The organism is Streptomyces sp. NPDC006487 (assembly GCF_042870555.1).
GTDB lineage: Bacteria > Actinomycetota > Actinomycetes > Streptomycetales > Streptomycetaceae > Streptomyces.
In genome coordinates this window covers 84762-111219 of record NZ_JBIAHN010000005.1, presented here as the reverse complement: position 1 = coordinate 111219, position 26458 = coordinate 84762, and the positions used below count along the sequence as shown (strand labels likewise).

Here is a 26458-nt window from a genome sequence, read left to right as displayed (position 1 = left end):
CATGTCCCTCACCCTTCCCGAGGCCAGGAAGTCCGCGGATGGCGAAGCGGCCCCCGGCGGAGCGCGCGTCGAATTCCGCGGTCTGCGCCGCGCCTTCGGCTCCACCGTCGCCCTCGACGGACTCGACCTCACCATCGAGCCCGGCGAACTCGTCGCCCTGCTCGGCCCGTCGGGCTGCGGCAAGACCACCGCGCTGCGCGTCGTCGCCGGCTTCGAACAGCCCGACTCCGGCGAAGTGCTCCTCGACGGACAGGACATCACGCGGATCCCGGCCAACCGCCGCGACGCCGGCATGGTGTTCCAGTCGTACAGCCTCTTCCCGAACCTCAACGCCCGCGACAACGTGGCCTTCGGCCTGCGCGTCCGCAAGGTCGGCGCGGCCGCGCGCCGCGAGCGCGCCGCCGAACTCCTCGACCTGGTCGGCCTGCCCGACCACGGCGACCGCTACCCGCACCAGATGTCCGGCGGCCAGCAGCAGCGCGTCGCGCTCGCCCGGGCCCTCGCCCTGCGCCCCCGCGTCCTGCTGCTCGACGAGCCGCTCTCCGCGCTCGACGCGAAGGTACGGGCCAGCCTGCGCGAGGAGATCCGCCGGCTCCAGCTCTCCCTGGGCATCACCACCGTGTTCGTCACGCACGACCAGGAGGAGGCGCTGTCCATGGCCGACCGGGTCGCCGTGCTCAACGCGGGCCGCCTGGAGCAGTGCGCCGCCCCCGCCGAACTGTACGAGCGGCCCGCGACCCCGTTCGTCGCCGAGTTCGTCGGCACCATGAACCGGCTCCCCGGCCGGCTGTCCGGCTCCGGAACGGTCGAAGTGGCGGGCTCCCGGCTGCCGGTGGACGGCCCGGTGCCCTCCACCCCGGACGTCGAGGTGCTCGTACGGCCTGAGAACATCACGGTGACGGCGGATGCGGAGGGCGCGGCCACCGTCGTATCGGCCTCGTTCTTCGGGTCGGTGACCCGGCTCCACCTGGACCTGCCCGACGGCATCCGGATCAAGGCCGACCTGCCCTCGCGCGAGGCCGGAGCCCTCGTACCGGGAGCGCGGGCGACCGTGGGCCTGGCCGAGCGCCCCGTCCTCGTCGTCGCCACCGCGGCCGCCACGGCCGCGGACACCGCCTCAGACCCGGGGGAAGCTTCATGACCGGACTCGCCGCCGTCCTCTTCGACATGGACGGCACCCTCGTCGACACCGAGGTCCTGTGGTGGCGGACCACCGCGGAGATCGCTGCAGGCCTGGGCCACGCCCTGACCGACGCGGACGCGCCCGAGGTGGTCGGCCGGGCGGTCGAGGACACCGCCGCGCACCTCGTACGGGTCGCCCGCGCGGGGGACGCCCAGGAGGTGGCGCGGGCCCTGACCGACAGCTTCTTCGGCCGCGTCGAGCAGGGCGCGCCGATGCGGCCCGGCGCGCAGCGGCTGCTGACCGCCCTGGAGGCGGAAGGCCTGCCGTTCGCACTGGTCAGCGCCTCGCCGCGGGTGGTCGTGGACTCGGTGGTGGGCGGCTCGCTCGCCCATGTCCCCTTCGCCTTCACGCTCTCCGCCGACGACACGTCCCTGACGAAGCCGCACCCGGACCCCTACCGGGCCGCCGCGGCGCGCCTCGGCGCGGAGCCGTGGAGCTGCGTGGCGGTCGAGGACTCCCCGGACGGCGCGGCCTCGGCGGAGGCGGCCGGCTGCGGAGTCCTGGTGGTTCCGTCCCTGCTGGAGGTCCCTCCGTCGCCGGTACGCACCTTCGCGTCCTCCCTCACCGAGGTCACCCCGGACATCCTGCGGGCCTGCCTGGTCGCTCCGCTGGGGGTGTGACGCGACGTGGCTAGACGGTGAGGTCGAGCAGGCTCAGGATGCCGTCCGCGTAGGCGGCCGATTCGGAGCCCGGGCACCGGGCCGCGGTGTCGCGCAGTCCTGGCAGGCCCGAGCGGATGTGCGCGGCGCACTGGCCGTACAGACCGGCCTCGTGCGAGGAACCGTCGTCCTCGGCGCCGAGGAGGCGCAGCAGCGCCCACAGCAGGGCCTCGCGCGTCGACTGCCGGGGCGGGCCGGCGAACCAGACGGCCATCAGGACCCCGCACACCGCCGGGGCGGGCGGCCGCAGGACGCCGGTGTGGAAGGCGTGGCCCTCCAGGGCGCGGAAGGCGGCCGGGTGCCCCTCGGCCGCGTCCCACAAGGTGTCTGCGAGATGACCGAGATGCCCGGCCGGGCGGCCGCAGCCGCATGCGATGGAGTTCCAGTCGTGCCGGGCGATCTCCCGGGCCACCGCGTCGGGCACCAGAGGGCTGGTGCGGGGCTGCTTCTCCGTCGTTCTCACGGGAGAAGTATGGGATCAGGCCGGTGGCCAGTAAAGAGCGGCCCGCCCGAAGGGGACCGGGAGGTCAGGCGCCGTGCCCCTGGCAGCCGCAGCCCTTCGCCGCGGCGCGCGGCAGCCCCTGCGTGAACTCGCTCTGCGAGAACACCGCCAGGACCGTCGCCGGCTCGGTGCCGTGGTTGACCAGGGTGATCTCCTTGCCGGCCGGCAGCATCGCGAAGGCGCCCGGGGCCACCGTCTTCGCACCGCACCCGCACGAGGCCTCCACCGTCCCGGTGACGCCCGTGAGCAGCAGCTCGGACGCTCCGTGCGCGTGGGCCGGGATCGTCCCGCCGGCCGGAACCTGGATCCGGACCGCCGCGAGCGCACGGAACGGACCGCCCTCGGGGTCGAGGCGCAGCGCCGGGCCGCCGGCGGCGGTGTCGGGGGTGGTGTCGATGGTCATGCCGAACATGGGTGGTTCCTCTACGCGTTGCTGCGCGGCCCGCGCCGTGCGGGCCGGGCCACGGCCACCGGTCCTTCCGGTCACGGTTCGAATTTAGACGACGTGCATCGTCTCAATACCGGGCGAAACGTCCCGACCTCCCGGGCCTTTCGCCTCGCCCCGGCCATGACAGGCTGTGTCCGTGAACGAGGCACCGCGCGACCCAGCACCCAGGACACCGCTCTACCTGAAGGTCGCCGGGGACCTGCGGACCGCCATCACGGCGGGCGAGTACGGTTCCGGCGCGCGGCTGCCCGCCGAGGATGAGCTCGCCCGCCGCTACGGCGTCTCCAGGGGTACGGTGCGCCAGGCCCTCGCCGCCCTGCGCACCGACGGGCTGATCACCTCCCGGCGCGGCACCCGCCGGGTGGTCCTCGGCGGCGGCGCGGGGGAGGCGGGGGGAGTCGCGGAGCTCCGTAGCTTCACCCGCTGGGCCCGCTCGCTCGGCCGGGAGCCCGGAGGGCGGACCGTGGCCGTGGACCGCGGCGCGGCCGACGCCGAGGAGGCGGAGCAGCTACGGATCGACGCGGGCGCCCCCGTGTACCGCGTGCTGAGGCTGCGCACCCTGTCCGGAGCGCCCGTGATGGTGGAGCGCACGACGTACCCCGAGCCGGTCGGCTCCCTGGTCGCCGGCATGCCGCCGGACACGGTCTCGTACTCCGAGCAACTCGCCCGGCACGGGGTCCGCTTCGCCGACGCCCACCACACCATCGACATCGCGGCGGCCGACGCGGACGACGCGCGGCTGCTGGGCTGCCCGGCGGGGGAGGCCCTGCTGCGCGAAAGGCGCCGCTCCACCGACCCGGCGGGGGTCCCGGTGGAGTGGTCGCAGGACCGCTACCTGCCGGGGACGGTGGCCTTCACCGTGCACACCTCCGCGGCCAGCGCGCTGGGCCGGCTGCTCAGTTCCTGATCAGGTGTTGACCAGGCCTCGACCAGGCCTTGATCAGGCGTTCTTGCTCAGCAGGGCCTCCAGCAGCGGCCGGAAGTGGTCGAAGTCCGGAGTGGCCAGCTCGGGGTCCTTGGCCTGTTCGTCCCAGCGCCGCACGGCCACCGCGTCGGCCGCCCCCGGCAGCGCCTCGAAGGCCCGCGCCTGCTCGGAGGTCATCGGGCCGCCCTGGATGCGCAGGGTGTGTACGGAGGCCTCCGAGAGCAGGCCGAAGTAGCCCGGCTCGGCCGTGCACAGGTAGCGCTTGGCGGCCACGTGCAGCCGGACCGGCTCGGTCACCTCCGGCCCGAACCACCGGGCCAGCCAGTCGGCCCCGGTGTGGCTGTGCCGGTTGTCCTGCCCGCCTTCCATCAGGTCGCGGCCGGTCACGGTTCCGTGGAAGTGCCCGATGTCGTGCAGCAGCGCGGCCGCCACCAGATGGGAGGGGGCCCCGGCGGCCTCGGCGAGGGCCCCGGCCTGGAGCATGTGTCCGGCCTGGGTGACGGCCTCGCCGAAGTACTCGGCGCTGCCCTCGCCCTCGAAGAGGCGGGCCAGCGCGTCGACGGCGCCGGGGGCCGGGGTGCTGGTGGCGTCGGTGGCGTTCACGCGGAGGCTCCTTCGCGACGCAGGACGGCAAGGGTGGAGAGCAGCCCGTCGAGATCGGCGTACGTCCCCTGGAGGTGGCGTCCGCCCGATTCGGCGAAGGCGGTGCGGGCGTGCAGCAGGCGGGTGTTGTCGAAGACCACGCAGTCGCCGGGCGCGAGCCTGAAGTCGAGGCGCAGCTCGGGACGTTCCAGCAGCTCGCCGAAGAGGCGGTAGGCCGCGTAGAACTCCTCCAGTACGGCCGGGGGCTGGTGCAGCGTGGAGATGGAGCGGTTGTTGAAGCGGACCTCGCGGATCCGCCCGAGCGGGTCCACGTCGATGAGCGGCCGGTGGGCGCGCAGTTCGCAGCGGGCGTCGGCGAAGGCGAACTCCACCGGTACGCGGGTCAGTACCGCGAAGGCCTCCGGATCCCGCTCGCGCAGCAGCGCGGCGGCCTGGAAGCCGTCGACCAGCCCGGAGTCGCCGCCCCGGGCCTCGTTGTGCAGGCAGTGCAGCAGTTGGAGGGTCGGGACGGGGTCCCGGTAGGGGTTGTCGGTGTGCGGGGTGATCAACGCGCCGGTGAAGGCGAGGTTGTTGGGGTCTGCCTCCACGCGAACCTCGAAGAGCTCCCCGTAGTTCGTCTCGCGGACGAAGCCGAAGGTGCGGGCCACGTCGAGCACCATCCGGTCCCGGCAGGGGACTTCCCGCAGAAGGGCGAAGCCCAGCCGGACCACGCCGTCGAGGACCTGCTCGCGGACCTCGCGCGACCCGATGTACGCGTCCCAGCGCGCCTCCGGGATCCGCCCGGCCAGGTCCGCCGCCGTCCACAGCTCCTTGTCCGCCTCGGTCCGCCCGTCCCCGGCCGCGCGGTAGGCCGGTCCGTCCGGGGCGTGGGAGTCGAGCCACCGGGCCGGATACACGGAGCGGTGGCCGTCGGGCCGCCACTCCACCTCCCAACCGGGCCCGCCGTCGGGGGCGGGCGCTTCGCGCACGGCGCCGACGGCCAGGCCCGCGGGCAGCTCGGTGATCTGGAGCAGCTTCTGGCCGGTACGCGGGTCACGGCACTCGGCACAGGGGCAGTTGTCGCGCAGCCAGGGCGCGGGCGGACGGGTGATCGCCGGTACGGACATCGTGGCTCCTGCCATGCTCGGGAAAGTTGTATATACAACTCTGGGGTGCCCGCAGCGTGACAGGAACAGGTGACCGGCAGGTGGCGCGCAGGTGGCCGGAACCGGATCGCGGCGCCGGCCGTCTGAGACCGGGGCGGACGGGCCCTGACAAAGACGCGCCCGCGGAGACGTGTGCCCGCGGACCGCTGATCGAGGAGCGTGGGGGAGACGGTGCGGACGGCAATGGCGCGGGCGGCAGCGGCGCGGGCGGCAGGGCTGCGGACGGTGAAGGCCCGGGCGGCAAGGCTGCGGACGGTGAAGGCCCGGGCGGCCCTGTGGATCAGGCGGAGGGCCGGACTCCTGCTGTTCGCGCTGCTCGCGACCCAGCTGGGGTCCCTCGTCAGCCCGGCCTACGCCTGCGGCTGCGGGGCGATGGTCCCCGACGGCAGCTCCCGGATCGGAGTCTCCCGGGAAGCCTCCGTGGTCCGCTGGGACGGCCGGACCGAACAGGTGGCGATGCGGTTCACGGTCGGTGGCGACGCCAAGCGGGCCGCCTGGATCATGCCGGTGCCGGGGCGGGCCACGGTGCGCCTCGGCGACGTCGCGCTCTTCCCGCAGCTGGTGGACCTGACCGGACCCGAATACCGCACCCGCGGCTACTTCTGGCCCCGGCGCGGGGACTGGCCCCTCGACTCCGGCCGGGGGGACGCGGCCGGAGCGGCGCCGCCCGGCAGCGGCGAGCCGCGGGTCGGCGTGATCGGCCGGGAGCGGCTCGGCGACTTCGACGTGGCCCGCCTGACCGCGACCGACCCGGAAGCGCTGGGCGACTGGCTGAGGTCGAACGGCTTCGAGCTCCCCGACCGGCTCTCCGCCGAGCTGAAGCCGTACGTGGACCAGCGCTGGGAGTACGTCGCCGTACGCCTCGCCCCCCGGGACCCCGGCGCCACCCTGAGCGGCACCCTGGACCCGCTCCTGATCCGCTTCGAGAGCGACCGGCTCGTCTATCCGATGCGGCTGTCGCGGCTGGCCGCCACCGCCCAGTCCCTGGGCCTGTACGTCCTGGCCGAGCACCGCATGGAACCCGTGTCCGCGATCGGCGGCAACGCACCCGAGGTGACCTTCGCCGGGCGGATCACCCCGACGGGACCGGTCGCCGAATTCGCGGGCGCGGAGCCGGTGTTCCTGACGGCGATCGACCAGAGCTTCCCGGTCCCGTCCCGGATCGACGGCGACCACGAACTGCGCGCCTCCGCCGCTGACGCCCCGTACCGCCGGGTCGACTACACCGACGAGCTGCTCACGGCCGGTGGCGTCCCGGTCTGGATCCTGACCCTCGGAGGCGCGCTGGCGGTGGCCGCCCTGGCGGCCGTCCTGACCGCGCTGCGGCTGCGCCGCGGTCGGGCGGCCGCCGTGCCGGGAAGCCCGCACGTGTGACCCGTACGGCTCCCGCCGTCAGTGGACGGGGGGCTGGGCTTCCGCCGACCGCCGCCGGGCGCGCGCACGCTCCGCGCCCCGCCCGGCCTCCCGGGCCAGCGCGGGGGCGCAGAGCCACCAGGCGACCAGCCCGGCCCCCGCGCCGGCCACTGCCCCGGCGGCCGTGTCGCTGAGCCAGTGCGCGTGCAGCCAGGTGCGGCTCCACATCATCGCCAGCGTGAAAACGGCGCCGCCGATCCACCACGCCCGGCGCCGGGCGGCCGGGACGAGGAGCACGCCGACGATGACCACCAGGAGCGCCGCACTGGCCGCGTGCCCGGAGGGGAAGGAGCCGTGGTCGACCCGGACCAGCGGATTCTCCGGGCGCGGCCGGTCCACCAGGTGCTTGAGGCCCTGTACGACGAGCATGTTTCCGGCCATGTAGACGAGGAAGAGGAACCCCGCCGAAACCCAGCGCCGCCGGACGAGGAGGAAGGCCAGGAGGGCGAGCGGGACGACGGCGCCCACCGGGCCTCCGAACCAGTTCAGCAGCGTGGCGACCACGGAGGGGAACCCCTCGTGGGGTCCGCCCATCCAGGACAGCCAGCGGTCGTCGAGTCCCTGGAAGGGCGGCCGCGTGACGTCCCTCCGCACGACGAGCGCGAGCGCGGCGGCGGAGCCGAGCAGCGCGATTCCGAGGGTGACGGTGCCGGTGCGCCTGCTGCCCCGGTCCGTCACGGACGCCGATGCGCCGGCTTCGAGGGGTGGGTCGACGGGGATCGTGGACATGGCTGTGCTGCCTCTCGCGGCGGGGAAAAGAGGGGGACGAGGGGTGACGAGGGGGCGGGGAGGGGGTGGCGCGTGCCGAGGGGTATGGCCGATTGCGGTGTGGCCACATCTCGTGCTTACACGTGTAATCAAAGAATGTAGCCATGCCCTCTGCGCACCACAAGCCCCACAGGCCCCACAGGCCCCACAGGCCGTACAAGCCGCACCAGCCGCGCGAACTCAGGAGCCCGGCCGCCCGGTTCAGTTCCGCGCGTCGGCCCCCGGCCGGATGATCGTGATTCCGGGTCCCGGCGTCGAACCCATGGCCGCCAGCGCGGCCGGCGCCCCGTCCAGCGGGATCGTGGAGGTGACCAGCAGGTCCGGCCGCAGCGCACCGGAGCGGACCAGCTCCATCATCGGAGGGTAGGCGTGCGCGGCCATCCCGTGGCTGCCGAGGATCTCCAGCTCCCACCCGATGACCCGCTCCATCGGCAGCGCCGCGGCCCCCCGCGCCGCGGGCAGCAGCCCGACCTGCACGTGCCGCCCGCGCCGGCGCAGCCCGGCCACCGACGCCGCCGCCGTGGCCGCGGATCCGAGTGCGTCCAGCGACAGGTGCGCACCGCCGCGCGTGTACTCCCGTACGGCCTCGGCCGCGTCGCCCCGCCCCGGATCCACGCAGTGCGCGGCCCCGAAGGCCCGTGCGAGCTCCCGCGCCGCCGGGGCGGTGTCCACGGCCACCACCCGGGCCCCGGCCGCCACCGCGATCATCACGGCCGAGAGCCCCACCCCGCCGCAGCCGTGTACGGCGACCCACTCTCCCGGCGCCACCCGCCCCTGCGCGACGACGGCCCGGAAGGCCGTCGCGAACCGGCAGCCCAGTCCGGCCGCGGTGTCGTACGAGAGCTCCTCGGGCACGGCCACCAGATTGACGTCGGCGTGCTCCAGCGCCACGTACTCGGCGAAGGACCCCCAGTGCGTGAATCCGGGCTGCGTCTGCCTGGCGCACACCTGGTGCTGCCCGGCGGCGCATTCGGCGCAGCTTCCGCACGCGCAGACGAAGGGCACCGTCACCCGGTCCCCGGCGCGCCAGTTGGCGACTCCCGGGCCCACCGCCTCGACCACACCGGCCAGTTCGTGGCCGGGTACGTGCGGGAGCGTGATGTCCGGATCGTGCCCCATCCACCCGTGCCAGTCACTGCGGCACAGTCCCGTCGCCTCGACCCGTACGACCACCCCGCCCACGGGTGGCACCGGATCGGCCACGTTCCGCACCGCGCCGGGCTCCCCGTACCGCTCGAACACCATCGCGCGCACGCCGACCGCCTCCACTCGCCTGATCCGTCCGACCCGGGCTCCCTTGCCGGTCCCGGGCCCGGATGCGAAGCTGCCGGGACGACCACCACACACCATCAGGGGGACCCCATGACCCGCAAGACGACCCGCAAGGCGACCCACCGGCGCGCCGCGGCCGCCGCCGTATCCGTCCTGCTCGCCGTCGCCGTCACCGCCCTCGGTGCGAGCGCGTCGGCCCACGCGGCCGCGGGCGACAAGAAGGTCGAGGTCATCAAGTAGCCCGAGCGTCGCCGGGGAGGTCTCCTTACACTGGCGGGCATGGTAAGCCGCATCAGTGAGCTGGTCATCGACTGCGCCGACCCCGAGCGCCTCGCCGCGTTCTGGAGCGAGGCCCTCGGCTACGTGGAGCTCGCCCGGGAGGACGACGGGAGCATCGAGATCGGGCCGCCCGGCACGGGCTTCGGTGGCCCGCAGCCCACCCTCGTCCTCAGCCCGAGCAGCGACCCGCGGCGGGGCAAGCTCCGCCTGCACATCGACGTCAACCCCGTCGACCGCGACCAGGACGCCGAGCTGGAGCGCCTCCTCGCCCTCGGCGCCCGCCCGGCCGACGTCGGCCAGACCGGCGCCGAGAGCTGGCACACCCTGGCCGACCCGGAGGGCAACGAGTTCTGCCTGCTGCGCACCCGCCTGAAGCCCCTCTGACCCGCGGCCCGGTGGCGCCCGTCCGTCCTAGGACGGTTTGGCGGAGGACCAGGCGGTGACGGTCACCTTGTCGTCGCAGAAGGCGAACACGCCGTCGTCCATGGCGATCTGGTGCTTCCCGGCGCCGAGTACCCCGATGACCACGGTCGGGTAGGAGCCGGGGGTCGCGCCGGACGCGCAGTAGCCGTCCGCCTCGCCCTGGACCTGGACGAACGTGAGCTTCGTCCAGGCGCGGGCGCCCGGGGCCAGCACCACGTTGACCGCGTCGGGGCCGGTGTGGGTGGTGGCCAGCGGCTTGTTCTTCTCCGGGGAGCCGTTGCCCGCCGCCGCGACCGTCGGGTACCCGTACACCTTGCAGGGGGACGCGGAGGTGTTGGTGACGGAGACGACGGCCGCCCCGGTTCCGGTGCCCGGCGGGCGGACGTCCGCCTGGTGCCCTTCGGAGACCTTGACGTCGCCGATCGCGCAGGGCTTCTTCGTGGCGCCGCCGGTTCCGCCGGTTCCGCCGGTTCCGCCGGTTCCGCCGGTTCCGCCGGAGGAGGAGCCGCCCGAGGACGACGCACTGCCCGACGGCGATGCGCCGCCCGTGGAACCTCCGGTCCCGCCGCTGGTCGTCCCGCCCTTGTCGCCGCCGGTGGGCGTCGCCCCGGCCGGCCGCGAAGCCGTGGGCGGCGTCGACGGGCCCGCGGCCCCGCCGTCGCCGTCGCCGGTCGGCGTACAGCCCGTCATCAGGGCCGCGGCCGCCAGGGCCGTCGCCAGAGCCGCCGCGGTCCGGCCGATGCCTGCTGTGTACTGCATTGGGTGCTCCCCGAGGTTCACGACCGGTCACGCACCGGCACTCACGTGCGGGTACACGGCCTGCTGACCCGAGCAGGTTCCCGCCATACGCCGCTGTGGCGGTTCCGTGACGCGCCCATGACGAACGGCCGTCATCCCGGCGCCGTACACGGGGCGAGTTGTCTAGGGGACAACTCAGGGGTCGGTACCCGATGTGACTCGGGGTATCGCGCCCGTAGCGTCATGCGTATGACCACACCCCGAACTGCTTTCTTCGCGGCACCTGTTCTGACAGGGGCCTACGGCGTCATCCGCATCCTCGACGGTCTCGACGGCAGCCGCGGTCCGGGCTTCGCCTGGAGCCTCGGACACCTGTGCTTCCTCGGTGCGCTGGTCCTCTTCGTCCAGGGATTCGCCGCGATGCGGGCGATGACCGGCGGCGGCAAGCTGTCCACCGTGGGTCTGTGGACCGGCGTGGCGGGAGCGGTGTCGCTGGCGGGGCAGTTCGCGATCGATCTCGTCGTCGGCTTCATGTCAGCGGACCGGGGTGCCATGGAAGAGATGTTCACCAAGGTCCAGGACATACCCGGCATGCTTCCGGTGGTCTACGAGTTCGGTCCGCTGCTGTTCTTCGTGGGCCAACTGATCCTGGTATGCCAGCTCGCGGCACGCCGCGTCCTGAAGCCGTGGGCGCCCGTTCTGGTCCTCGCCAACGCCGTGGTGCCCCTGGCCGGCAAGGACTTCATACCCCTCGGAGCCGTGCTCCTCCTGGTCGCCTTCGCCCCGCTCTACCGCACCCGCGAGACGGCCGCTGCCGACCGGAAGGCGACGGCCTAGGCCCGGAGCAGGGCCAGGTCCGCCAGGGCCTGCGGGGCGCCCGGCTGATCGCGGATGCCGGGGAAGGCGTTGACGTCCACGATCAGGGGGGAGCCGTCGGCGGTGGCGATGATGTCCACGCCGTAGACGTCCAGGGAGTAGACCTCGCCGACCCGGCGTGTCAGATCGGCCCAACCGTCCGGGATCCGGGCCAGCGGCAGGGTCGGGCCGCGGCCCTCCGGGGAGAGTTCCGAACGGCGCAGGGCCGCGAAGACGCGGTCGCCGATCGCCCAGAGCTTGTGGTCCCAGCCGCTGTTCGGGGCGAAGTCCTGGACCACCACCGGCTCGTCGGGCCAGTCGTGCGCCAACTTCCCGAGGTGCGCGGTGTCGTCGACCAGGGCCACGAGGTCCGCACGGCGGCTGTGGCGGCTCTTGACGACCACGGGGGAGTCCAGAGAGACCCCGGCGGACCACCGCGCGAGCGCGCCGACGGTACGGGTTTCAGCGAACGGCAGCCCGGCCCGGACCGCCAGCTCCGCCATCAGGGTGCGGTCCTGGCAGAGCGTGGTCGCCGCGGCGGAGTTCACCACCGGGGCGCCGAGCCGCTCCAGCCGCAGGGCCAGTTCCAGGCCCTGCGGGGTGTGCGCCTTGAGGAGGTACGCGTCGGCCGGTTCCCCGGCGGCCGTGTCCGGTGCGCCGGGATCCAGCAGTTCCACCCCGTGTCCGGCGGCCCGAAGGAGGCCGGCCGCCGCCGAGAGCAGCGGATGCCCGGGGTTGTCCGTGATCAGGCCGATCCTCATACGGGCTCTCCCGTGGGTGCGGGCGGCGGGGTGACCACCGCGACGGCACCGGCAGCGGTGGCTCCCGCCGCCGCTGTGGCCTGGAGGGGGATCGACATCGCCTGGCCGGGCCGGAGGGGGAGCGCGGCCGCGACTCCGGCGCCGGGCCGCGAACCGGCGCCCCGGGCGAGGTCCAGTACCGCGCGGGCCACCCGGGCCGCCGCGTCGGGAACCTGACGGAAGCTCGGGAAGTCGTTCACGTCCACGACCACCGGCCCGTCGGGTCCCAGCAGCACGTCCACCCCGTACAGGTCGAGCCCGTACACCTCGCCGACCCGCGCTCCGATCTCCGCGATCTCGGCGGACAGCGGGACCAGGCGCTCCGGGACGGAGGCGTCCGGGTGCAGGGGAGAGTGGCGCTCGGTGGCGAAGAGCTCCCCGCCGACCGCGTACACCTTGAGGTCGGTGCCCGAGTTCGGCACGTACGGCTGCGCGACGAGCATGCCCTCGCCGGCCAGTTCGGGGAGCACCGCGGCCAGCCGTTCGGGAGAGGAGACCAGGTGCACTGCCCGCCCGGAGCTGCCGTCGGCGGGTTTGACGACCAGCGGGTACTCCGACGCCGGGATCTCGGCCAGCAGCTCCGGCAGGGCCGCCGCGTACGTCGGCGGCAGCGGCAGCCCCCGGCCGCGCCCGATGGCGGCGGCCAGCGCCTTGTCCCGTACGCCCCGGATCGCTCGGGCGTCGTTGACGGTAGTGGCACCGGCCGCGGCGGCGGCTTCGAGCAGGGTCAGCCCCGGCCCGCCGGACACCGTCTTGAGGACCCAGGCGTCATGGGCGCCGGCCTCCACCGCCTCGCTCATCCGCAGCAGTGAGCCGCCGGGTCGCAGTACCTCCACCCGGTGGCCCCAGGACTTCAGTTGCCCGACCACCTCGTTCGGCATGCCGTCGTGGCGATAGTGCTCCTCCACCAGGAAGCAGAGCCTCATGGACCTTCCCCATATTCCCCGGACGTCCGCCGATCCCGTCCGGCGAGTTGTGACGTCACAGGATGTCATGGGCCGCAATGTGATGATCGGTCCGTGTACGCAGCCATCCGCAACGGCGCCGCCGGGGCGGGATCGCCTCCGGTGGCCTCCCGGCGCCGTCCGGCCGCCGTCCGGCCACCGAGACGCGGGCGGGTCGGATATCGCGAGCCGGCGATTTCCCTTCCGGTCAAAGCGCCCCAGAAGGCTACTTACCGGTCGCGGTTGAGTGGAAAACTTGTCAGGAGCTGCCCAAAGCGATCAACAACTCTCCTATAGTGATGCCTCGTTGCCAGGAACCTTCTCCTCCATTTACGCCCGGTATGAGGCTTTGATTGATGACGGCGTCGCCCTCCCCCCTTCGCCCCTCCGCGCTGGCCCTGCTGATCACCGCAGTGGCCGGTGGCGCGCTCACCACGGCGGCGGTGGCCGCGGCCCCGTCGTCCATCGCCACCGCCCTCGGCTGGTTCGCCGGCGCGGGCGTCCTGCTGCTCGCGGTCGCGGCCTTCGCGGTGACCTGGTGCTCACGCGCCTCCAGGACGCAGCGCCGCCGCATCTCCGGCCTGAGCGCCGAACTGGTCGCCCGTGACGGGCACATCGCCCGGCTGATCGCCGACGCGGCCCGCGACGCGGCCGCGCACACGGCCGAACGCACCCGCCTCACCGCCGAACACACCGCCGTACTGGAGCGCCTGACGGGCGACCACTCCGCCACGCTGGAGCACCTGGCCGGCGCGCACGCCGCCGAACTCGACGGACTCGCCGCCGCCCAGAACGCCTCCCGCGAGCGGCTCGGCGGTGAGCTGCGCCGCGCCGAGTCCGGCCGGGCCGCCGCCATGGCCGCGGCCGCCAACGCCGCCGGCCGGATGCAGGCCCTCGCCACGGCGATGCTCGCCGACCTGCGCGACATGGAGCACCGGCACGCCGACGAGGACGTCCTCGGCGACCTGCTCCACCTCGACCACCGCACCGCCCAGGCCGGCCGCCTCGCCGACTCCATCGCCGTACTGACCGGGGCCCGTTCGGGCCGCCGCTGGGCGAAGCCGATCGTCATGGAATCGATCCTGCGCGGCGCGATGGGCCGTATCGGCGGCTACCAGCGGGTCAGGCTCCACTCCACCAGCGACGCCGCCGTCGCCGGTCACGCGGCCGAGGGCGTCATGCACGCCCTCGCCGAACTCCTCGACAACGCGGCCAACTTCTCCCCGCCGACCGCCGAGGTCCACGTCTACGTGGAGGAGGTGCCGTCCGGGATCGTCATCACCGTCGAGGACAGCGGCCTCGTCATGAGCGAGGTCCAACTGCGCCGCGCCGAGCAGGCCGTGACCGCCGCCTCCCTGGACCTGGCCGGACTGTCCGGCACCCGGCTCGGCCTCGCCGTGGTCGGCCGCCTCGCCCGCAAGCACGGACTGACCGTCTCCTTCCGGCCCTCCGCCCGCGGCGGTACGGGCGCACTGATGATGCTCCCGCAGGAGCTCATCAGCCGCACGCCCGCCGAAGCCCCCGCCGCGCCGCTCGCCATCCCGGCGCAGCCGTCCGCCCGGTCCGCGCAGGAGGCTCCCGCGGCGCCCGGAGCTCCCGCCGCGGCCGGGCCCGAGCCCGAGGCCGTGCACGACACCGCCGCCGGTCAGGACGACACCGTCCGCGCGCAGGACCGTACGGCGGCGGACCGCGGGACCGCCGTCGGCGGTGAAACGGGCAGCGGTACCGGTACCGGCCCTGACGCCGGCGCCCACGCCGGCGCCGAGTCCGAATCCACCGACGAGCACCCGCACTTCGGCGACAGCGGCCTGCCCCAGCGCCGCCGCGGCCGGACCCTGGCAGCGGCCCACCCAGAGGGCACGGACGGCGCGGGCACCGAGACCCGTACCGCCCCGGCCTCCGCCCCGGCCCCTGCCACGGCCGCCGCGCCCGGCGGGGCGTCCCGGTCGGCCGCGCGGTTCGGCAGCTTCCGCCAGGCCGTCCGCGGCGCCGCGGCACCCGGCGGAGCAGCCTCAGGCGAGGCCGGCGCCCCCGGCGACGAGCAGCAGCCCGAGCACACCCCAGACCCGGAAGGCAACACGCGATCATGACCGGCTTCACCACCGACGAGACGCTCAACTGGCTCCTCGAAGGCCTCCTGGAGCGCACACCGGGCGCACGCCACGCCCTCGTGCTCTCCCGTGACGGCCTCAAGCTGTGCCGCACGCCCGAGCTCTCCGTCGACCAGGCCGACCAGCTCGCCGCGATCGCCGCCGGCATCCAGAGCCTGTCCCACGGGGCGTCCATCGAGTTCGGCGACGGAACCGGCGGCGTCCGCTCGGCCATGGCCGAGTTCTACGGCGGGATCCTGTTCATCGTCGAGGCCGGCGAGGGGGCGCACCTCGCGCTCGTCGCGGGCGAGGACGCCGACGCCGGACTCGTCGGCCACAACATGTCCGAACTGGTCGAGCAGCTCGGCGAACACCTCATCGCCAGGCCCCGGGGATGAGCCGGCCCCGGCCGGGCCGGGACGATTCGCCGGACCGGCTCTACACCCTCACCGGTGGCCGCAGCCGCTCCGGATCCGATGTCTTCGACCTGGTCACCCTGGTCGTCGCCGAAAGCGATCCGGTGCCCGGCATGCAGTCCGAGCACGCGGCGATCCTGCGGATGTGTCAGTTCCCCACGGCCGTCGTGGAGATCGCGGCCGAGCTCGGACTCCCGGTCTCGATCGTACGGATCCTGCTGGCCGACCTGCTCGGCACCGGACGGATCCGCGCCCGGCACCCGCGTACGGGGAACTCCGCGTACAGCTTTACCGACCCCGACATCCTGGAGCAGGTGCTCGTTGGACTCCGCAATCTCTGACGCGACGACCCCCCAAGCCGCGTCGCCGACGAGCGCCGTGCCCCCGGGGGCCGAACCGCTCCGGCACCGCCAGGCACTGCGCAGCACGGCCGACAACGGACTGAAGATCGTCATCGTGGGCGGCTTCGGCGTCGGCAAGACCACCATGGTCCGCTCGGTCAGCGAGATCCGCCCGCTGAACACCGAAGAGACCATGACCAAGGCCGGCGAGGCCGTGGACGACACCCACGGGATCGCCGGGAAGAGCGCCACCACCGTGGCCTTCGACTTCGGGCGCATCACCCTCGACGCCCGCAACGTGCTCTACCTGTTCGGCGCCCCCGGCCAGGAACGGTTCTGGTTCCTGTGGGACCGGCTCTTCTCCGGCACCCTCGGCGCCGTCGTCCTCGTCGACACCCGGCGCCTGGCGGACTCCTGGTACGCCATCGACCGGCTCGAACACCACGGCACGCCCTTCGTCGTGGCATGCAACGACTTCGGCGGTCCCGAGCACACCCCGGAGCAGATCCGCGCCGCCCTCGACCTGCCGGACGCCATCCCGCTGGTGTTCTGCGACGCGCGCTCCCGGGAGTCCAGCAAGCAGGTCCTGATCTCCCTCGTCCAGCACCTCCAGACGGCCGCGCTGTCGAGCACCCGGCCGAGCCTCCAGCCGAGCCCCCTGTCCCAGACCCCGGAGCCCACCCCGTGACCTGCCCCGCCGCCTCCGAGCACCAGCCCGTCTACCTCGGCGGCCCCCGGTTCCAGACCGACCCCGCCGAGCTCTACCGGGAGATGCGCCGCGACCACGGCGCCGTCGCCCCGGTCGTCCTCGACGGAGACGTACCGGCCTGGCTGGTCCTCGGCTACCGCGAACTGCACCAGGTCACCAGCGACCCCGTGCTCTTCTCCCGGGACTCCGAGCTGTGGAACCAGTGGGACCGCATCCCCGCCGACTGGCCGCTGCTCCCCATGATCGGCCGCCGCCAGCCCTCCATCCTCTACACCGTCGGCGAACGCCACCGCGAGCGGGCCGCCGTCATCTCCGAGGCCCTCGAAGCCGTCGACCCCTTCGAACTCAAGGGGCACGCCGAGCGGTTCGCCGACCAGCTGATCGACGAACTGTGCGGCAAGGGCTCCTGCGACATCGTCGGCGAGTACGCCATGCTGCTGCCGCTGCGCGTCCTCGCCCGCCTCTACGGGTTCTCCGACGCACAGGGCCCCGGACTCGTGCGCGCCATGAACGACATGATCAACGGGCGGGAGGGCGCCCTGGCCGGCCAGCAGCACCTCGCCGAGTCGATGTTCGCGCTGCTCTCCGCCAAGCTCGCCGAGCCCGGAGCCGACGTGGTGTCCCGGATGCTCGCCAACCGGTCCGGATTCACCGTGGAGGAGGTCGCCCAGGACCTCATGGTCATGATGGCCGCGGGCCACCAGCCCACCGCCGACTGGATCGGCAACTCGCTGCGCCTCATGCTCACCGACGACCGCTTCGCCGCCTCCCTCGCGGGCGGCCGGCACAGTGTCGGAGAGGCCATGAACGAGGTGCTGTGGGAGGACACCCCCACCCAGAACGTGGCCGGCCGCTGGACCTCCCGCGACACCCACCTGGGCGGACAGCGCATCGCCGGGGGCGACCTGGTCCTGCTCGGCATCGGCGCCGCCAACGCGGACCCGCACGTGCGCACCGACGCCGGGGAGCTGACCGGCGGCAACAACGCCTTCTTCTCCTTCGGGCACGGTGAACACCGCTGCCCCTTCCCCGCCCAGGAGGTCGCCGAGGTCATCGCGCGCACCGGCATCGAGGTGCTCCTCGACCGGCTGCCCGACGTGGACCTCGCCGTGCCCGCCGGGGACCTGGCCCGCCGCCCCTCGCCCTGGCTGCGCGGGCTGACCGCCCTGCCCGTGACCTATACCCCGACCCCCGCCCTTGGAGCCACCCGATGACGTGCCCGATCGACCACTCCGGCCCCGCGGCCATCGTCCTGGACCCCTTCGTGGCCGACCTCGACGCCGAGAGCGCCGCGCTGCGCGCCGCAGGTCCCCTGGTCAAGGTGGTCCTCCCCGGTGACGTGGCCGTGTACGCCGTGACGCACCACGCCGAGGCCCGCAAGCTGCTCACCGACCCCCGGATCGTCAAGGACATCGACGTGTGGGGCGCCTGGCAGCGCGGCGAGATCCCGATGGACTGGCCCCTGATCGGTCTCGCCAACCCCGGCCGCTCGATGCTCACCGTGGACGGCGAGGACCACCGCCGGCTGCGCACCCTGGTCGCGCAGGCCCTGACCGTGCGCCGGGTGGAGAAGCTGCGCACCGGCATCGAGGCCCTGACCACCGGCATGCTGGACAAGCTGGCCGGGCTGCCGGCCGGCGAGACGGTGGACCTCAAGGCGCAGTTCGCGTACCCGCTGCCGATGAACGTCATCAGCGACCTGATGGGCGTCGACGCCGAGGAACACCCGCGCCTGAAGACCCTGTTCGAAAAGTTCTTCTCCACGCAGACCCTGCCCGAGGAGGTGCCGCAGATGATGGCGGACCTCGGCGCGCTGTTCTCCCGCATCGTCGAGGCCAAGCGCGAGAACCCGGGCGACGACCTGACCAGCGCCCTCATCGAGGCCTCCGAGGACGGTGACCACCTCAGCACCGAGGAGATCACCAATACCCTCCAGCTGATCGTCGCCGCCGGCCACGAGACCACCATCAGCCTGATCGTCAACGCGGTCGTAGCCCTGGAGACCCACCCGGAGCAGCGCGCCCTCGTCCTCAAGGGCGAGGTCTCCTGGGAGAACGTCATCGAGGAGACCCTGCGCTGGTCCAGCCCGACCTCGCACGTCCTGATCCGCTTCGCCACCGAGGACGTGGAGGTCGGCGACCGGATCCTGCCCAAGGGCGAGGGCCTGATCGTCTCCTTCGGCGCGCTCGGCCGCGACGAGGCCCAGTTCGGGGAGACCGCGGGCCGGTTCGACGCCACCCGCACCCCGAACCGGCACATCTCCTTCGGCCACGGCCCCCACGTCTGCCCCGGCGCGGCCCTCTCCCGCCTGGAAGCCCTGGTGGCCCTCCCGGCCCTCTACGCCCGCTTCCCGGACCTCACCCTGGCCGTCCCCGCGGCCGAACTCCGCAACAAGCCGATCCTCACCCAGAACGACCTCTTCGACCTCCCGGTCCGCCTGGCCTGACCGGGGAGGCCCGCCCCCTCGGTGCAGGAGGGGGCGGGCTGCTGTCTTTTAATCGGATGTGCTGTCGCGGCGCGGTTGTTAGGTTCGCGGTGTGCCGAAGCTGAATCAGATCATCGCAGTCGAAAAGGGCGTCAAGTCCAAGGCCCTCCAGGAGCTCACCCAGGCTCACCAGGACGTGCAGAAGCCCGCCCTGCTGGCCGGCATCTCCCGGACCTACCAGCCCAAGGACGAGGAGGGCGAGCAGCTCCCGCCCGAGTCCACCCGAGTTCAGATCAAGGCCGAGGACGCCCTGCGGGCGACCGCCTCGACCCTCACCCGGCTCTTCGACGTGACCGCGACGAAGGACTGGGCGAACCGGTCCGCCGTCGCGGACGTGGTGGTCGACGGCACGGTCCTGCTGCCCCAGGTGCCCGTCCCGTACCTGCTGTTCCTGGAGAAGCAGCTCACCGACCTGCACACCTTCGTGCGCAAGCTGCCGGTGCTCGACGCCTCCGAGTCGTGGAGCCTGGACCCCTCGACGGACGCGTGGAAGACGGACGCGGTGCGGACCATCCGCACGAAGAAGGTCCCGCGCAACCACGTGAAGGCCGAGGCCACGGAGAAGCACCCGGCGCAGGTCGAGGTGTACTACGAGGACGTGGCGGTCGGCTACTGGACCACGGTGAAGTTCTCCGGCGCGCTGCCCGCCCGGCGGGTCAACGAGCTCCTCGACCGGGTCGAGAAGCTCCAGCAGTCCGTCAAGTTCGCCCGCGAGGAGGCGAACAACAGCGAGGTCACCGACCAGCGGATCGGTGACGCGGTATTCGGCTACCTCTTCCGGTAGCCCCCACATTCGCCCTCCGTCGCGAGCGGAGGGTGCGCGATGAGCGCAAGCTGAAACTGATGTTGAAGCTGATCGAGGGGTGTCAGTTGGGGGTTCGAATCCCTCCCCCCGCACCACGTGCGGGGGTGGCCCAAGCCCGGCAGAGGCGGCCCCGTCAAACTCAGATTCTCGCTCCAGTCTCAGTATTCGCCGCCGAACACCGGATCGACCGAGCGCGGGCGAACATCGACGGATGGGGGTTCAAGTCCCCCCGGCGCCTCTTGCGTGGCGCTGTAGTTCAACGGCAGAACACGTCGATCTCAAGATGATCCGCGGCTCTTAAACGCCGCCGGTGTGCGCAAATGGGTGGCAAGCTGGAGCCCGGGAGCTGGACATGCTCCCGGGCTCCGTCACGTTCGCGACCTCCGCCGCGCGGCGTGCAGCAGGGCCGCCTACGCGGGCACCGGTACGGACACGAACGCCGTGCCCGACTCGTTCTCCACCATGACCGCCCGTACGTCCGCCGGGTCCACCGCCGCCGAGCCGTCCAGCGCCGCGCCCTTGCCCTCGCCGTGGGCCGCGGTGCCCACCACCCAGCCGCCCGCCGTGGTCCGCTTGCCGTCCCGGGAGACCACGACGATCCGGCAGCGCTCGCCCGCCGGGATCCCCGTCACCGCGGCGCGCACCCGTACCCACTTGGCCGCCGGGGTCACCTGTACGGTCATCCGCGCGCCGGTGACCGCATCCGTCGCGGAGGCCACCTTGGTTCCCTCCGGCGGCGCCGACGGTTCGGCCGAGACCGGCGGCTGCGGCCGGGCCTCGACGCCGGTGCTCCCGCCGCCCAACTGCGTACCGGCCCAGAAGACGGCCGTCAGCGAGGCCGCCACGGCCAGTCCGGTGAAAGCGGTACGCCGCCGCCGCGCCCCGTCGACCTCCTGGCGCATCTGGCGCAGGGTGCGCTGGAGCAGCAGGTCCCCGCCCTGCGGCGGGCCGTCGAGGAACGCCTCGGGGGGCACCTCGCCCAGCGCCGCCTCCATCTCGCGCAAAGCCGTCACCTCCTGACGGCACTGCACGCAGCCGTCCACGTGTTCCTCGACCCGGCGGACCTCCGCGTCGTCCAGGACGCCGAGAACGTACGGGCCGAGCAGTTCCTCCTCGTGCCGCTGCCCGTTCATGCCACCACCTCCTGCAGTCCGCCGGGCCGCGGAGACGGGCCGCCCGTGCGTGTGCTGTCCCTGAAGACTTCTCTGAGCGCCTTGAGCGCGTAGTGCGAGCGCGATTTCACCGTGCCGGCCGGGATGCCGAGGGCGTCGGCCGCCTCGGCGACGCTCTGCTGGCGGTAGTACAACTCCGTCAGCACGTCCCGGTGTTCCGGTGACAGCTGGTCCAGGGCACCCAGGACGGTCATCGCGTCCACCACCGCGTCGGCGTGGTCCGCCTCCACCGGCGGACGGGCGGGCGATCCGGACACCTCCGGCGGCCGGGCCGCCTTCGCCCGGTAGCGGTCGGTGATGATGTTGCGGGCCACGGTGAGCAGCCAGCCGCGTACGGAACCCTTCCCGTTCACCAGGACCTCGGAGTGGCGCCAGGCCCTGATCAGGGTCTCCTGGACGATGTCCTCGGCCGCGGCCCGGTCGCCGGTCAGCCGGGTCGCGTACGCGAGCAGGGCGTGACCGTGCTCCTCGTACACGGACTTGATCAGTGCCTCGTCGGTCGAGCCCCGCCGAGTGCGGGGCCACAGTGGTCCGGCCATCTCACCCTCTCCGTCTTCCTCGCTTTTTTGGTGCGGTCAGAACACGCCACGCACGGGCACCGGGTTCACGTGACCTGCGTCACCCGGAAGCCGGTGGTTCGCGCCGCCGCTCAGGTGAGGCAGGTGCGGCCCTGGTTGAGGCAGTCCACGACCTCGTCCATCCGCGGGCCGGTCATCACGTTCACGAACATCCCGTGGTCGGTCTCCGGGCTGTGGCGCTGCTCCGGGAAGGAGTCGAGCGCGATGGGCGCCCCCGCGGGCACGTCGTAGGCGAGGGAGATCCGCAAGCGCGGCACGGGGAAGGTGTCCTGCGGGCAGACACCGTTCGCCGCCGGGAAGCGCAGGTGCGACCGGTGCCCGGGGCTCGCGGTGTCCAGACCGTTCCAGCAGCTCGGGAAGGTGAGCGTACGGGTGAGGCGCTCGCCCTCGGGACAGCGCGGATAGCGGGTGGTGGACCGGTCCGGGGAGCCCGAACAGCCCCAGCGCGCCCGCACGTCCTCGTCGGAGTCCGCGGTGAAGGCCACCGCGTCACCGGTCAGCCCTCCCAGGAACCGGGGCATCGCCACCACTTTGCTCACCGGACTGCCGAGGAACTCCACCGACACCGCCGCCTCCGGCAGGATCGCGCCCGCGTTGCCGTGGCCCGCGGATCCCTCGTGGGGCCGGCGTCCGGGACGGTCCGTGCGGCGCAGCACCGGCCAGTAGTACGCGGAACGGTCCCCGCCCGCGCAGCTGGTGGCGGCCGCGTCCAGGGAAGCGTCGGTGGAGAAGGCGTCCGTGGACAGGTTCCCGACGTAGCCGTGCGTGTGGTGGGCGCCGGAACGCAGGCCGGGGGAGACGACGAGGTTGTCCTCGTTGTAGTGGCCCTCCTCGTTGCGGCCGCAATCCACCGACACCCGGCCCGTGGAGGCCTGCGGACCGGCCGCGGAGGGTTCGGGGGGCCCGGGCGGGACCTCCCGGAAGTCCACGAAGTCGGCCGGTACGGGCCCGTCCGCACCGGCCGGCTGCCGCGGCCCGCCCGCGCGCGCGGCCCCCAGTACGGCGGCGGTCAGCCCGGCGCCGAGCACCAGGCAGATCAGCAGCGTGAGCAGTCGGCGTTCGTTCCCCATGCGGGTCACGGTTGCCGCCCACCCCCGCCTGCGTCAACCGGGCGTCCGCAGGACGGTCACCGACCGGCCGGGGCGCCGGAATCCGTTGAAGGTGTTGCACGCTCGGGCCACGCGGCACGGGGCCCGCAACCTTTGCCCCCGTTTGACTGTTCATACGGCAAAGCAACCTTCTCGAGCGACCCGCATCGCAAGGAAGGACCACCGTCGTGCCCGCTGCCAACCACCTCCTGCACCGCCTGATCAGGGAAACCGGCTGGACCTACGAAGCCCTGGCCCGGCGGCTCAACACGAGCGCGCAGGCGGCCGGCCTCACCACCGGCTACGACCGGACCTCGGTCGCCCACTGGCTGCGCGGCAGCACCCCGCGCGACCCGGTCCCCGGTCTCCTCTGCGAGATCCTCGCCGCCCGGCTGAACCGTCCCGTCGCCCCGGCCGACATCGGCATGCACCAGGCCGGCATGCAGCACGCCGGCTCCCACCACAGCGCCCCGGCGCAGCCTGGCACCGACCCCTCCGGCGGCGATCCGGCCCCCGGACTCCACGCCCTGGCGGCGGAACTCCTCGCCACCGTGCCCGGTCTGCACCCGCACCGCAGGCCCCGCAGCGGCGCAGAGGCGCACCGGGTCCCCGAACAGCGCGACCGGCCCGATGCCGGCCGGGTCCCCGCCCTGTCCCACACCGAACTGCGCCGGGCCGCCGAGAACTTCTTCACCGGCCAGGTCGACGCCCTCGGCGGGGACGCCACCGCGCCCGTACTCCTCGCGTACCTCCAGAGCACCTTCCGCACGGCCCTCACCGCCACCGGGGCCGAAGGCGCCCTGTCCGCCCTCGAGATCGGCCACGCGGCGCGCACGGTGCTGCTCCTGGCCCGCAGTTACGCCGACCAGTGCTCCTTCGCCGAGGCGCGCCGGACCCTGAGCCGTGCCGCCTCCCTCGCGGAGCTGGCCGGGGAACCCTCCACCCAGGCCATCGCCCTGCGGATGCTCAGCCAGGACGCCCTGGACCAGAACCAGCCGGCCGTCGCCCTCGCCTACGTACGCCAGGCACTGGAGATCGCCCCGCGCGCGCCCGACGCCGTACGGGCCTTCGTCGCGGCCCAGGCGGCCCAGGTGCACGCGGCCCTCGGGCACCGGGCGGAGGCCCTCGCCTGGCTCGACGCGGCCGACCTGGCGCAGGGGGCCGCGGTGGGCGAGCCGGATCCCTTCCACACCTACCGCCCGGCCGCCCTGGAGTTCAAGCGCGCGGTGGTCCTCGGCCTGCTCGGAGACCACCCCGCGGCCCACGCGGCCCTGGACGCCTCGCTGGCCTCCCGCCCCGCCCAGCAGGAACGCGCGATCATGCTCACCCACGTGGAACGGGCCCGGCTGTACCGGCTGGGCGGCCACGAGCCGGAGGCCGCCGCCGAACTGCGGTACGCGGAAGCCCTCAACCGGGGCGTCCACTCCCCGCGCGCGGCCCGCGAGATCGAGCTCCTGGGCCCGGCCTGACCGGCGAGTTCCGAAAGAGACGGGCTAGGCCAGCGGTGCCGCGTCGAGCTCGATCACCTCCGCGGATCCGGCACGGAACGCCGGGCTCGCCGCGTCCGCCTCGATCATGTGCGGGGTGACGTCGTGCGCGGCGAGGGCCGCCCTCGAGGACCATTCCTCGATGAGGGCGAACCGGTCCGGATCGCCGCTCACTTGGTGCATGTCGTAGCGGATGCAACCCTCCTCGGCCCGCACGACGGGCGCGAGGCGCTCGTAGGCGTCGACCTGCTCCCGGCCGCGGCCCGGGAGGGTGGTGACGAGGATCAGGAGTCGAACTGTCGATGGCATGGGCCGAAGACTAGATCGCCCGGAGCGGGCAGCGGAAAGGCTTTTCCGCACCGGCCGGCTGCCCCGGTCCGGCCGCTCCCCCCCGCTCGGCCGCTCCCCCCGCTCGGCCGGTTCACCCCGCATGGCCGGTCCGGTCCTTGCCCGTTACGGGCCGACCGCGCAGAGTGGGGCGGTATGACACCAGAAGAGCTGCTCCAGGCCCTTGCCCGTACCCGTGCCTCCCTCGACGGAGCCGAGGTCACCTTCTGGTGGACCGGTGACGTCCACGCCTGGGGCCCCGGTGAGCCCTACCGGCGCCTCTTCGGATTCGAAGGCGTCAACGTGGCCCGGCTGGTGGAGGACGAGACGCCGGGGACCTACCAGCTCCTCACCCGCGAGGCCGCGTTCTACCTGGACCCGCTGAGCCGGGAGATCCTGGAGACCTGGGAGGACAAGCCCGTGGTCCACGTCTGGAACGACCCCGCCAACCAGAAGTGGCGTCCCTTCCCGGTCCCCATGACCGAACTGGGGGACCAGGTCTGCTTCAGCCTGGAGATCCCGCTCGCCTACCCCTCCCCGCTGCCCGTCTCCCAATACCCCGCGAACTCGGCCGACGACACCTACCGGGCCCTGGAGCTCTTCCAGTTCTTCGCCCCCGCCTCGGTCCTCGCCACCGACGCACCCGGCGTCCCGTCCACCATGTCCTGGACCCGGATGTCGCCCTGGCTCCCCTGGATGGAACAGGGCCCGCGCCCCGGCGGGCTCGTCTTCCACTGCCGGGGCCGCAAACTCGACTCCTACGCCGAGGCCCCGGAGCGGACCCGCGCGTACATCGCGGCCCGCCACCCGGAGTTCGCCCACGCCCCCGAGAAGTGGACGGAGCCGAACGAGACCAGCTGGACGTACTTCCGCAGGCTCAACCCGCCGTCGGACCCGCCCGGCGCCTGAGCGGTCGGGGCCTGAGCGGTCGGGGCCTGAGCGGTCGGCGCCTGAGCGGTCGGGGCGGGCCCGCCCGAAGGACCTCAGCCGCCGGCCGCGAACCGGTCCAGGGCGCCGAGCACGTGGTCGAGGGTGGCCGGGCCGCCCATGTGTCCCGCCTCCTCGACCACGGTCAGCTCCACGCCGGGCCAGGCACGGGACAGTTCCCAGGCCGTGTCGAGGGGGCTGCCCATGTCGAACCGGCCGTGGATCAGTACGCCCGGGATCCCGGCCAGCCGGTGGGCCCCGCGCAGCAGCTCACCCTCCTCCAGCCACGCACCGTGCGAGAAGTAGTGCGAGCAGATGCGCACGAGGGCGACCCGGGCCGGCGCCGGCCTGCCGGTGTACGGCCGGGAGGCGACGTTCGTCTCGCCGGACAGCACCGCGTCCTCCCAGGCGCACCAGTCCGCCGTGGCCTTCGCCCGTACCTCCTCGTCGGGATCGGCCGCCAGCCGCGCGTAGGCCCCGACGAGGTCGCCGTCGCGCGCCGTGCCGCCGGAGCCGGCGAGGAATCGGTCCCACTGCTCGGGGAAGTACCGGCCGACGCCGCGGTACAGCCAGTCGATCTCCGAGCGCCGGGTGGTGGTGACGGCCGCGATGACGATCTCCGAGACCCGCTCCGGGTGGCGCTCGGCGTAGGCCAGGATCAGGGTGGAGCCCCACGAGCCGCCGTACAGCAGCCAGCGGCCGATGCCGAGGTGCTCGCGCAGGCGCTCCATGTCGGCGACCAGGTGGCCGGTGGTGTTGTGCCGCATGTCGGTCGCCGGATCGCTCGCGTGCGGGGTGCTGCGGCCGCATCCCCTCTGGTCGAACAGGACGACCCGGTAGCGTGCCGGATCGAAGAGCCGGCGGGCGTGCTCGGTGCACCCCGACCCCGGACCGCCGTGGACCACGAGCGCGGGCTTGCCGTCCGGATTGCCGCAGACCTCCCAGTAGATGACGTTCCCGTCGCCGACGTCGAGCATCCCCTTGTCGTAGGGCTCGACCGGCGGATAGAGCTCTGTCACGTCCCCGACCTCCTCATCTCCCCGTACCGGACGGCCTCTTGCCGTCCGCCCGTCGGG

The 26458-nt window shown here is 73.4% G+C and carries 30 protein-coding genes; 16 read left to right on the top strand and 14 right to left on the bottom strand.

What is annotated here, in order from left to right; translation table 11 throughout:
* Position 1 precedes the first annotated feature (1 nt).
* Together ACFYM0_RS10015 and ACFYM0_RS10010 are read left to right on the top strand one after the other, a co-directional pair.
* Positions 2 to 1141, top strand: a complete 1140-nt coding sequence (locus tag ACFYM0_RS10015; RefSeq protein ID WP_388498757.1) for an ABC transporter ATP-binding protein — start codon at positions 2 to 4, stop codon at positions 1139 to 1141.
* Positions 1138 to 1803, top strand: a complete 666-nt coding sequence (locus ACFYM0_RS10010; RefSeq protein WP_388498755.1) for an HAD family hydrolase — start codon at positions 1138 to 1140, stop codon at positions 1801 to 1803. The genes ACFYM0_RS10015 and ACFYM0_RS10010 overlap by 4 nt, the downstream gene beginning before the upstream one ends.
* 10 nt (positions 1804 to 1813) lie before the next feature.
* On the opposite strand, the gene ACFYM0_RS10005 is transcribed toward ACFYM0_RS10010, so the two are convergent.
* Entirely contained in the window at positions 1814 to 2305 is a 492-nt protein-coding gene (locus ACFYM0_RS10005; protein ID WP_388498753.1) for a hypothetical protein, read from the bottom strand.
* 64 nt (positions 2306 to 2369) lie between these two features.
* Positions 2370 to 2756 (bottom strand): cupin domain-containing protein, encoded by a 387-nt coding sequence (locus ACFYM0_RS10000; protein WP_388498750.1) that lies wholly within the window; start codon positions 2754 to 2756, stop codon positions 2370 to 2372.
* Between the two features lie 172 nt (positions 2757 to 2928).
* Here ACFYM0_RS10000 and ACFYM0_RS09995 point away from each other — a divergent pair, with 172 nt between their 5' ends.
* Positions 2929 to 3699 (top strand): GntR family transcriptional regulator, encoded by a 771-nt coding sequence (locus ACFYM0_RS09995; protein ID WP_388498748.1) that lies wholly within the window; start codon positions 2929 to 2931, stop codon positions 3697 to 3699.
* Positions 3700 to 3732: 33 nt separating this feature from the next.
* Here the strand turns inward: ACFYM0_RS09995 and ACFYM0_RS09990 are convergent, their stop codons facing one another.
* Positions 3733 to 4320 (bottom strand): phosphonate degradation HD-domain oxygenase, encoded by a 588-nt coding sequence (locus ACFYM0_RS09990; RefSeq protein ID WP_388498746.1) that lies wholly within the window; start codon positions 4318 to 4320, stop codon positions 3733 to 3735.
* The gene (locus ACFYM0_RS09985; RefSeq protein ID WP_388498743.1) at positions 4317 to 5441 is read right to left on the bottom strand and encodes a TauD/TfdA family dioxygenase; all 1125 of its coding nucleotides are present in this window, start codon (positions 5439 to 5441) and stop codon (positions 4317 to 4319) included. Before ACFYM0_RS09985 ends, ACFYM0_RS09990 begins: the two co-directional genes overlap by 4 nt.
* Positions 5442 to 5636: 195 nt before the next feature.
* On the opposite strand from ACFYM0_RS09985, the gene ACFYM0_RS09980 reads away from it, so the two are divergent.
* Complete coding sequence (locus ACFYM0_RS09980) at positions 5637 to 6839, top strand: DUF2330 domain-containing protein (RefSeq protein WP_388498741.1); 1203 nt, start codon at positions 5637 to 5639, stop codon at positions 6837 to 6839.
* An 18-nt stretch (positions 6840 to 6857) separates the two neighbouring features.
* Here the strand turns inward: ACFYM0_RS09980 and ACFYM0_RS09975 are convergent, their stop codons facing one another.
* Positions 6858 to 7607 carry a phosphatase PAP2 family protein gene (locus ACFYM0_RS09975; RefSeq protein ID WP_388498739.1) on the bottom strand — a complete coding sequence of 250 codons (750 nt, stop codon included), beginning with the start codon at positions 7605 to 7607 and terminating at the stop codon, positions 6858 to 6860.
* Positions 7608 to 7847: 240 nt separating this feature from the next.
* Positions 7848 to 8900, bottom strand: coding sequence for an alcohol dehydrogenase catalytic domain-containing protein (locus tag ACFYM0_RS09970; protein WP_388498736.1), 1053 nt, complete (start codon positions 8898 to 8900; stop codon positions 7848 to 7850).
* 108 nt (positions 8901 to 9008) lie between these two features.
* On the opposite strand from ACFYM0_RS09970, the gene ACFYM0_RS09965 reads away from it, so the two are divergent.
* Together ACFYM0_RS09965 and ACFYM0_RS09960 are read left to right on the top strand one after the other, a co-directional pair.
* Positions 9009 to 9158, top strand: a complete 150-nt coding sequence (locus ACFYM0_RS09965) for a hypothetical protein (RefSeq protein WP_388498733.1) — start codon at positions 9009 to 9011, stop codon at positions 9156 to 9158.
* A gap of 39 nt (positions 9159 to 9197) precedes the next feature.
* A complete protein-coding gene (locus ACFYM0_RS09960; protein ID WP_388498730.1) occupies positions 9198 to 9581 on the top strand; it encodes a VOC family protein in 384 nt (127 codons plus the stop codon).
* Between the two features lie 27 nt (positions 9582 to 9608).
* On the opposite strand, the gene ACFYM0_RS09955 is transcribed toward ACFYM0_RS09960, so the two are convergent.
* Positions 9609 to 10379 carry a DUF4232 domain-containing protein gene (locus ACFYM0_RS09955; protein ID WP_388498727.1) on the bottom strand — a complete coding sequence of 257 codons (771 nt, stop codon included), beginning with the start codon at positions 10377 to 10379 and terminating at the stop codon, positions 9609 to 9611.
* 228 nt (positions 10380 to 10607) lie between these two features.
* Here ACFYM0_RS09955 and ACFYM0_RS09950 point away from each other — a divergent pair, with 228 nt between their 5' ends.
* Positions 10608 to 11195: a hypothetical protein gene (locus tag ACFYM0_RS09950; RefSeq protein WP_388498725.1), complete on the top strand. Its 588-nt coding sequence runs from the start codon at positions 10608 to 10610 to the stop codon at positions 11193 to 11195.
* On the opposite strand, the gene ACFYM0_RS09945 is transcribed toward ACFYM0_RS09950, so the two are convergent.
* Positions 11192 to 11974, bottom strand: coding sequence for a RimK family alpha-L-glutamate ligase (locus tag ACFYM0_RS09945; protein WP_388498722.1), 783 nt, complete (start codon positions 11972 to 11974; stop codon positions 11192 to 11194). The genes ACFYM0_RS09950 and ACFYM0_RS09945 overlap by 4 nt on opposite strands.
* Entirely contained in the window at positions 11971 to 12939 is a 969-nt protein-coding gene (locus ACFYM0_RS09940; RefSeq protein WP_388498719.1) for a RimK family alpha-L-glutamate ligase, read from the bottom strand. The genes ACFYM0_RS09945 and ACFYM0_RS09940 overlap by 4 nt, the downstream gene beginning before the upstream one ends.
* A 374-nt stretch (positions 12940 to 13313) precedes the next feature.
* Between ACFYM0_RS09940 and ACFYM0_RS09935 the strand changes: the two genes are divergently transcribed.
* From ACFYM0_RS09935 to ACFYM0_RS09905, 7 genes are all read left to right on the top strand, one after another.
* A complete protein-coding gene (locus ACFYM0_RS09935; RefSeq protein WP_388498716.1) occupies positions 13314 to 15047 on the top strand; it encodes a sensor histidine kinase in 1734 nt (577 codons plus the stop codon).
* The gene (locus ACFYM0_RS09930) at positions 15044 to 15445 is read left to right on the top strand and encodes a roadblock/LC7 domain-containing protein (RefSeq protein ID WP_327250714.1); all 402 of its coding nucleotides are present in this window, start codon (positions 15044 to 15046) and stop codon (positions 15443 to 15445) included. The genes ACFYM0_RS09935 and ACFYM0_RS09930 overlap by 4 nt, the downstream gene beginning before the upstream one ends.
* Positions 15442 to 15804 (top strand): DUF742 domain-containing protein, encoded by a 363-nt coding sequence (locus ACFYM0_RS09925; protein WP_388498712.1) that lies wholly within the window; start codon positions 15442 to 15444, stop codon positions 15802 to 15804. The genes ACFYM0_RS09930 and ACFYM0_RS09925 overlap by 4 nt, the downstream gene beginning before the upstream one ends.
* Positions 15785 to 16492: an ATP/GTP-binding protein gene (locus tag ACFYM0_RS09920; protein ID WP_388498709.1), complete on the top strand. Its 708-nt coding sequence runs from the start codon at positions 15785 to 15787 to the stop codon at positions 16490 to 16492. The genes ACFYM0_RS09925 and ACFYM0_RS09920 overlap by 20 nt, the downstream gene beginning before the upstream one ends.
* Positions 16489 to 17727 carry a cytochrome P450 gene (locus ACFYM0_RS09915; RefSeq protein ID WP_388498706.1) on the top strand — a complete coding sequence of 413 codons (1239 nt, stop codon included), beginning with the start codon at positions 16489 to 16491 and terminating at the stop codon, positions 17725 to 17727. The genes ACFYM0_RS09920 and ACFYM0_RS09915 overlap by 4 nt, the downstream gene beginning before the upstream one ends.
* Entirely contained in the window at positions 17724 to 18959 is a 1236-nt protein-coding gene (locus ACFYM0_RS09910; RefSeq protein WP_388498703.1) for a cytochrome P450, read from the top strand. Before ACFYM0_RS09915 ends, ACFYM0_RS09910 begins: the two co-directional genes overlap by 4 nt.
* Positions 18960 to 19050: 91 nt before the next feature.
* Positions 19051 to 19782, top strand: a complete 732-nt coding sequence (locus ACFYM0_RS09905) for a hypothetical protein (RefSeq protein ID WP_388498702.1) — start codon at positions 19051 to 19053, stop codon at positions 19780 to 19782.
* Between the two features lie 431 nt (positions 19783 to 20213).
* Here the strand turns inward: ACFYM0_RS09905 and ACFYM0_RS09900 are convergent, their stop codons facing one another.
* The 3 genes from ACFYM0_RS09900 to ACFYM0_RS09890 form a co-directional block, all read right to left on the bottom strand.
* Positions 20214 to 20936, bottom strand: coding sequence for a zf-HC2 domain-containing protein (locus ACFYM0_RS09900; RefSeq protein ID WP_388498700.1), 723 nt, complete (start codon positions 20934 to 20936; stop codon positions 20214 to 20216).
* Positions 20933 to 21514, bottom strand: coding sequence for a sigma-70 family RNA polymerase sigma factor (locus ACFYM0_RS09895; RefSeq protein ID WP_388498698.1), 582 nt, complete (start codon positions 21512 to 21514; stop codon positions 20933 to 20935). The genes ACFYM0_RS09900 and ACFYM0_RS09895 overlap by 4 nt, the downstream gene beginning before the upstream one ends.
* 110 nt (positions 21515 to 21624) lie before the next feature.
* Entirely contained in the window at positions 21625 to 22623 is a 999-nt protein-coding gene (locus ACFYM0_RS09890; RefSeq protein WP_388498695.1) for a DUF1996 domain-containing protein, read from the bottom strand.
* A gap of 206 nt (positions 22624 to 22829) precedes the next feature.
* On the opposite strand from ACFYM0_RS09890, the gene ACFYM0_RS09885 reads away from it, so the two are divergent.
* Positions 22830 to 24110, top strand: coding sequence for a tetratricopeptide repeat protein (locus tag ACFYM0_RS09885; protein WP_388498692.1), 1281 nt, complete (start codon positions 22830 to 22832; stop codon positions 24108 to 24110).
* Between the two features lie 24 nt (positions 24111 to 24134).
* On the opposite strand, the gene ACFYM0_RS09880 is transcribed toward ACFYM0_RS09885, so the two are convergent.
* Positions 24135 to 24437 (bottom strand): putative quinol monooxygenase, encoded by a 303-nt coding sequence (locus ACFYM0_RS09880; protein ID WP_388498690.1) that lies wholly within the window; start codon positions 24435 to 24437, stop codon positions 24135 to 24137.
* 174 nt (positions 24438 to 24611) lie between these two features.
* Between ACFYM0_RS09880 and ACFYM0_RS09875 the strand changes: the two genes are divergently transcribed.
* A complete protein-coding gene (locus ACFYM0_RS09875) occupies positions 24612 to 25364 on the top strand; it encodes a DUF1838 family protein (RefSeq protein WP_388498688.1) in 753 nt (250 codons plus the stop codon).
* A gap of 74 nt (positions 25365 to 25438) precedes the next feature.
* Here the strand turns inward: ACFYM0_RS09875 and pip are convergent, their stop codons facing one another.
* On the bottom strand, positions 25439 to 26401 hold the full coding sequence (gene pip / locus ACFYM0_RS09870; protein WP_388498686.1) for a prolyl aminopeptidase: 963 nt from the start codon (positions 26399 to 26401) through the stop codon (positions 25439 to 25441).
* Between the last annotated feature and the right edge of the window lie 57 nt (positions 26402 to 26458).

Excerpts from the sequence above, each read along its gene's own strand:
- ACFYM0_RS10015 (WP_388498757.1), top strand. The coding sequence starts at position 2 with ATGTCCCTCACCCTTCCCGAGGCCAGGAAGTCCGCGGATGGCGAAGCG.
- ACFYM0_RS10010 (WP_388498755.1), top strand. The coding sequence starts at position 1,138 with ATGACCGGACTCGCCGCCGTCCTCTTCGACATGGACGGCACCCTCGTC.
- ACFYM0_RS10000 (WP_388498750.1), bottom strand. The coding sequence starts at position 2,756 with ATGTTCGGCATGACCATCGACACCACCCCCGACACCGCCGCCGGCGGC.
- ACFYM0_RS09985 (WP_388498743.1), bottom strand. The coding sequence starts at position 5,441 with ATGGCAGGAGCCACGATGTCCGTACCGGCGATCACCCGTCCGCCCGCG.
- ACFYM0_RS09975 (WP_388498739.1), bottom strand. The coding sequence starts at position 7,607 with ATGTCCACGATCCCCGTCGACCCACCCCTCGAAGCCGGCGCATCGGCG.
- ACFYM0_RS09965 (WP_388498733.1), top strand. The coding sequence starts at position 9,009 with ATGACCCGCAAGACGACCCGCAAGGCGACCCACCGGCGCGCCGCGGCC.
- ACFYM0_RS09960 (WP_388498730.1), top strand. The coding sequence starts at position 9,198 with ATGGTAAGCCGCATCAGTGAGCTGGTCATCGACTGCGCCGACCCCGAG.
- ACFYM0_RS09955 (WP_388498727.1), bottom strand. The coding sequence starts at position 10,379 with ATGCAGTACACAGCAGGCATCGGCCGGACCGCGGCGGCTCTGGCGACG.
- ACFYM0_RS09950 (WP_388498725.1), top strand. The coding sequence starts at position 10,608 with ATGACCACACCCCGAACTGCTTTCTTCGCGGCACCTGTTCTGACAGGG.
- ACFYM0_RS09945 (WP_388498722.1), bottom strand. The coding sequence starts at position 11,974 with ATGAGGATCGGCCTGATCACGGACAACCCCGGGCATCCGCTGCTCTCG.
- ACFYM0_RS09940 (WP_388498719.1), bottom strand. The coding sequence starts at position 12,939 with ATGAGGCTCTGCTTCCTGGTGGAGGAGCACTATCGCCACGACGGCATG.
- ACFYM0_RS09935 (WP_388498716.1), top strand. The coding sequence starts at position 13,314 with ATGACGGCGTCGCCCTCCCCCCTTCGCCCCTCCGCGCTGGCCCTGCTG.
- ACFYM0_RS09930 (WP_327250714.1), top strand. The coding sequence starts at position 15,044 with ATGACCGGCTTCACCACCGACGAGACGCTCAACTGGCTCCTCGAAGGC.
- ACFYM0_RS09925 (WP_388498712.1), top strand. The coding sequence starts at position 15,442 with ATGAGCCGGCCCCGGCCGGGCCGGGACGATTCGCCGGACCGGCTCTAC.
- ACFYM0_RS09910 (WP_388498703.1), top strand. The coding sequence starts at position 17,724 with ATGACGTGCCCGATCGACCACTCCGGCCCCGCGGCCATCGTCCTGGAC.
- ACFYM0_RS09900 (WP_388498700.1), bottom strand. The coding sequence starts at position 20,936 with ATGAACGGGCAGCGGCACGAGGAGGAACTGCTCGGCCCGTACGTTCTC.
- ACFYM0_RS09895 (WP_388498698.1), bottom strand. The coding sequence starts at position 21,514 with ATGGCCGGACCACTGTGGCCCCGCACTCGGCGGGGCTCGACCGACGAG.
- ACFYM0_RS09890 (WP_388498695.1), bottom strand. The coding sequence starts at position 22,623 with ATGGGGAACGAACGCCGACTGCTCACGCTGCTGATCTGCCTGGTGCTC.
- ACFYM0_RS09880 (WP_388498690.1), bottom strand. The coding sequence starts at position 24,437 with ATGCCATCGACAGTTCGACTCCTGATCCTCGTCACCACCCTCCCGGGC.
- ACFYM0_RS09875 (WP_388498688.1), top strand. The coding sequence starts at position 24,612 with ATGACACCAGAAGAGCTGCTCCAGGCCCTTGCCCGTACCCGTGCCTCC.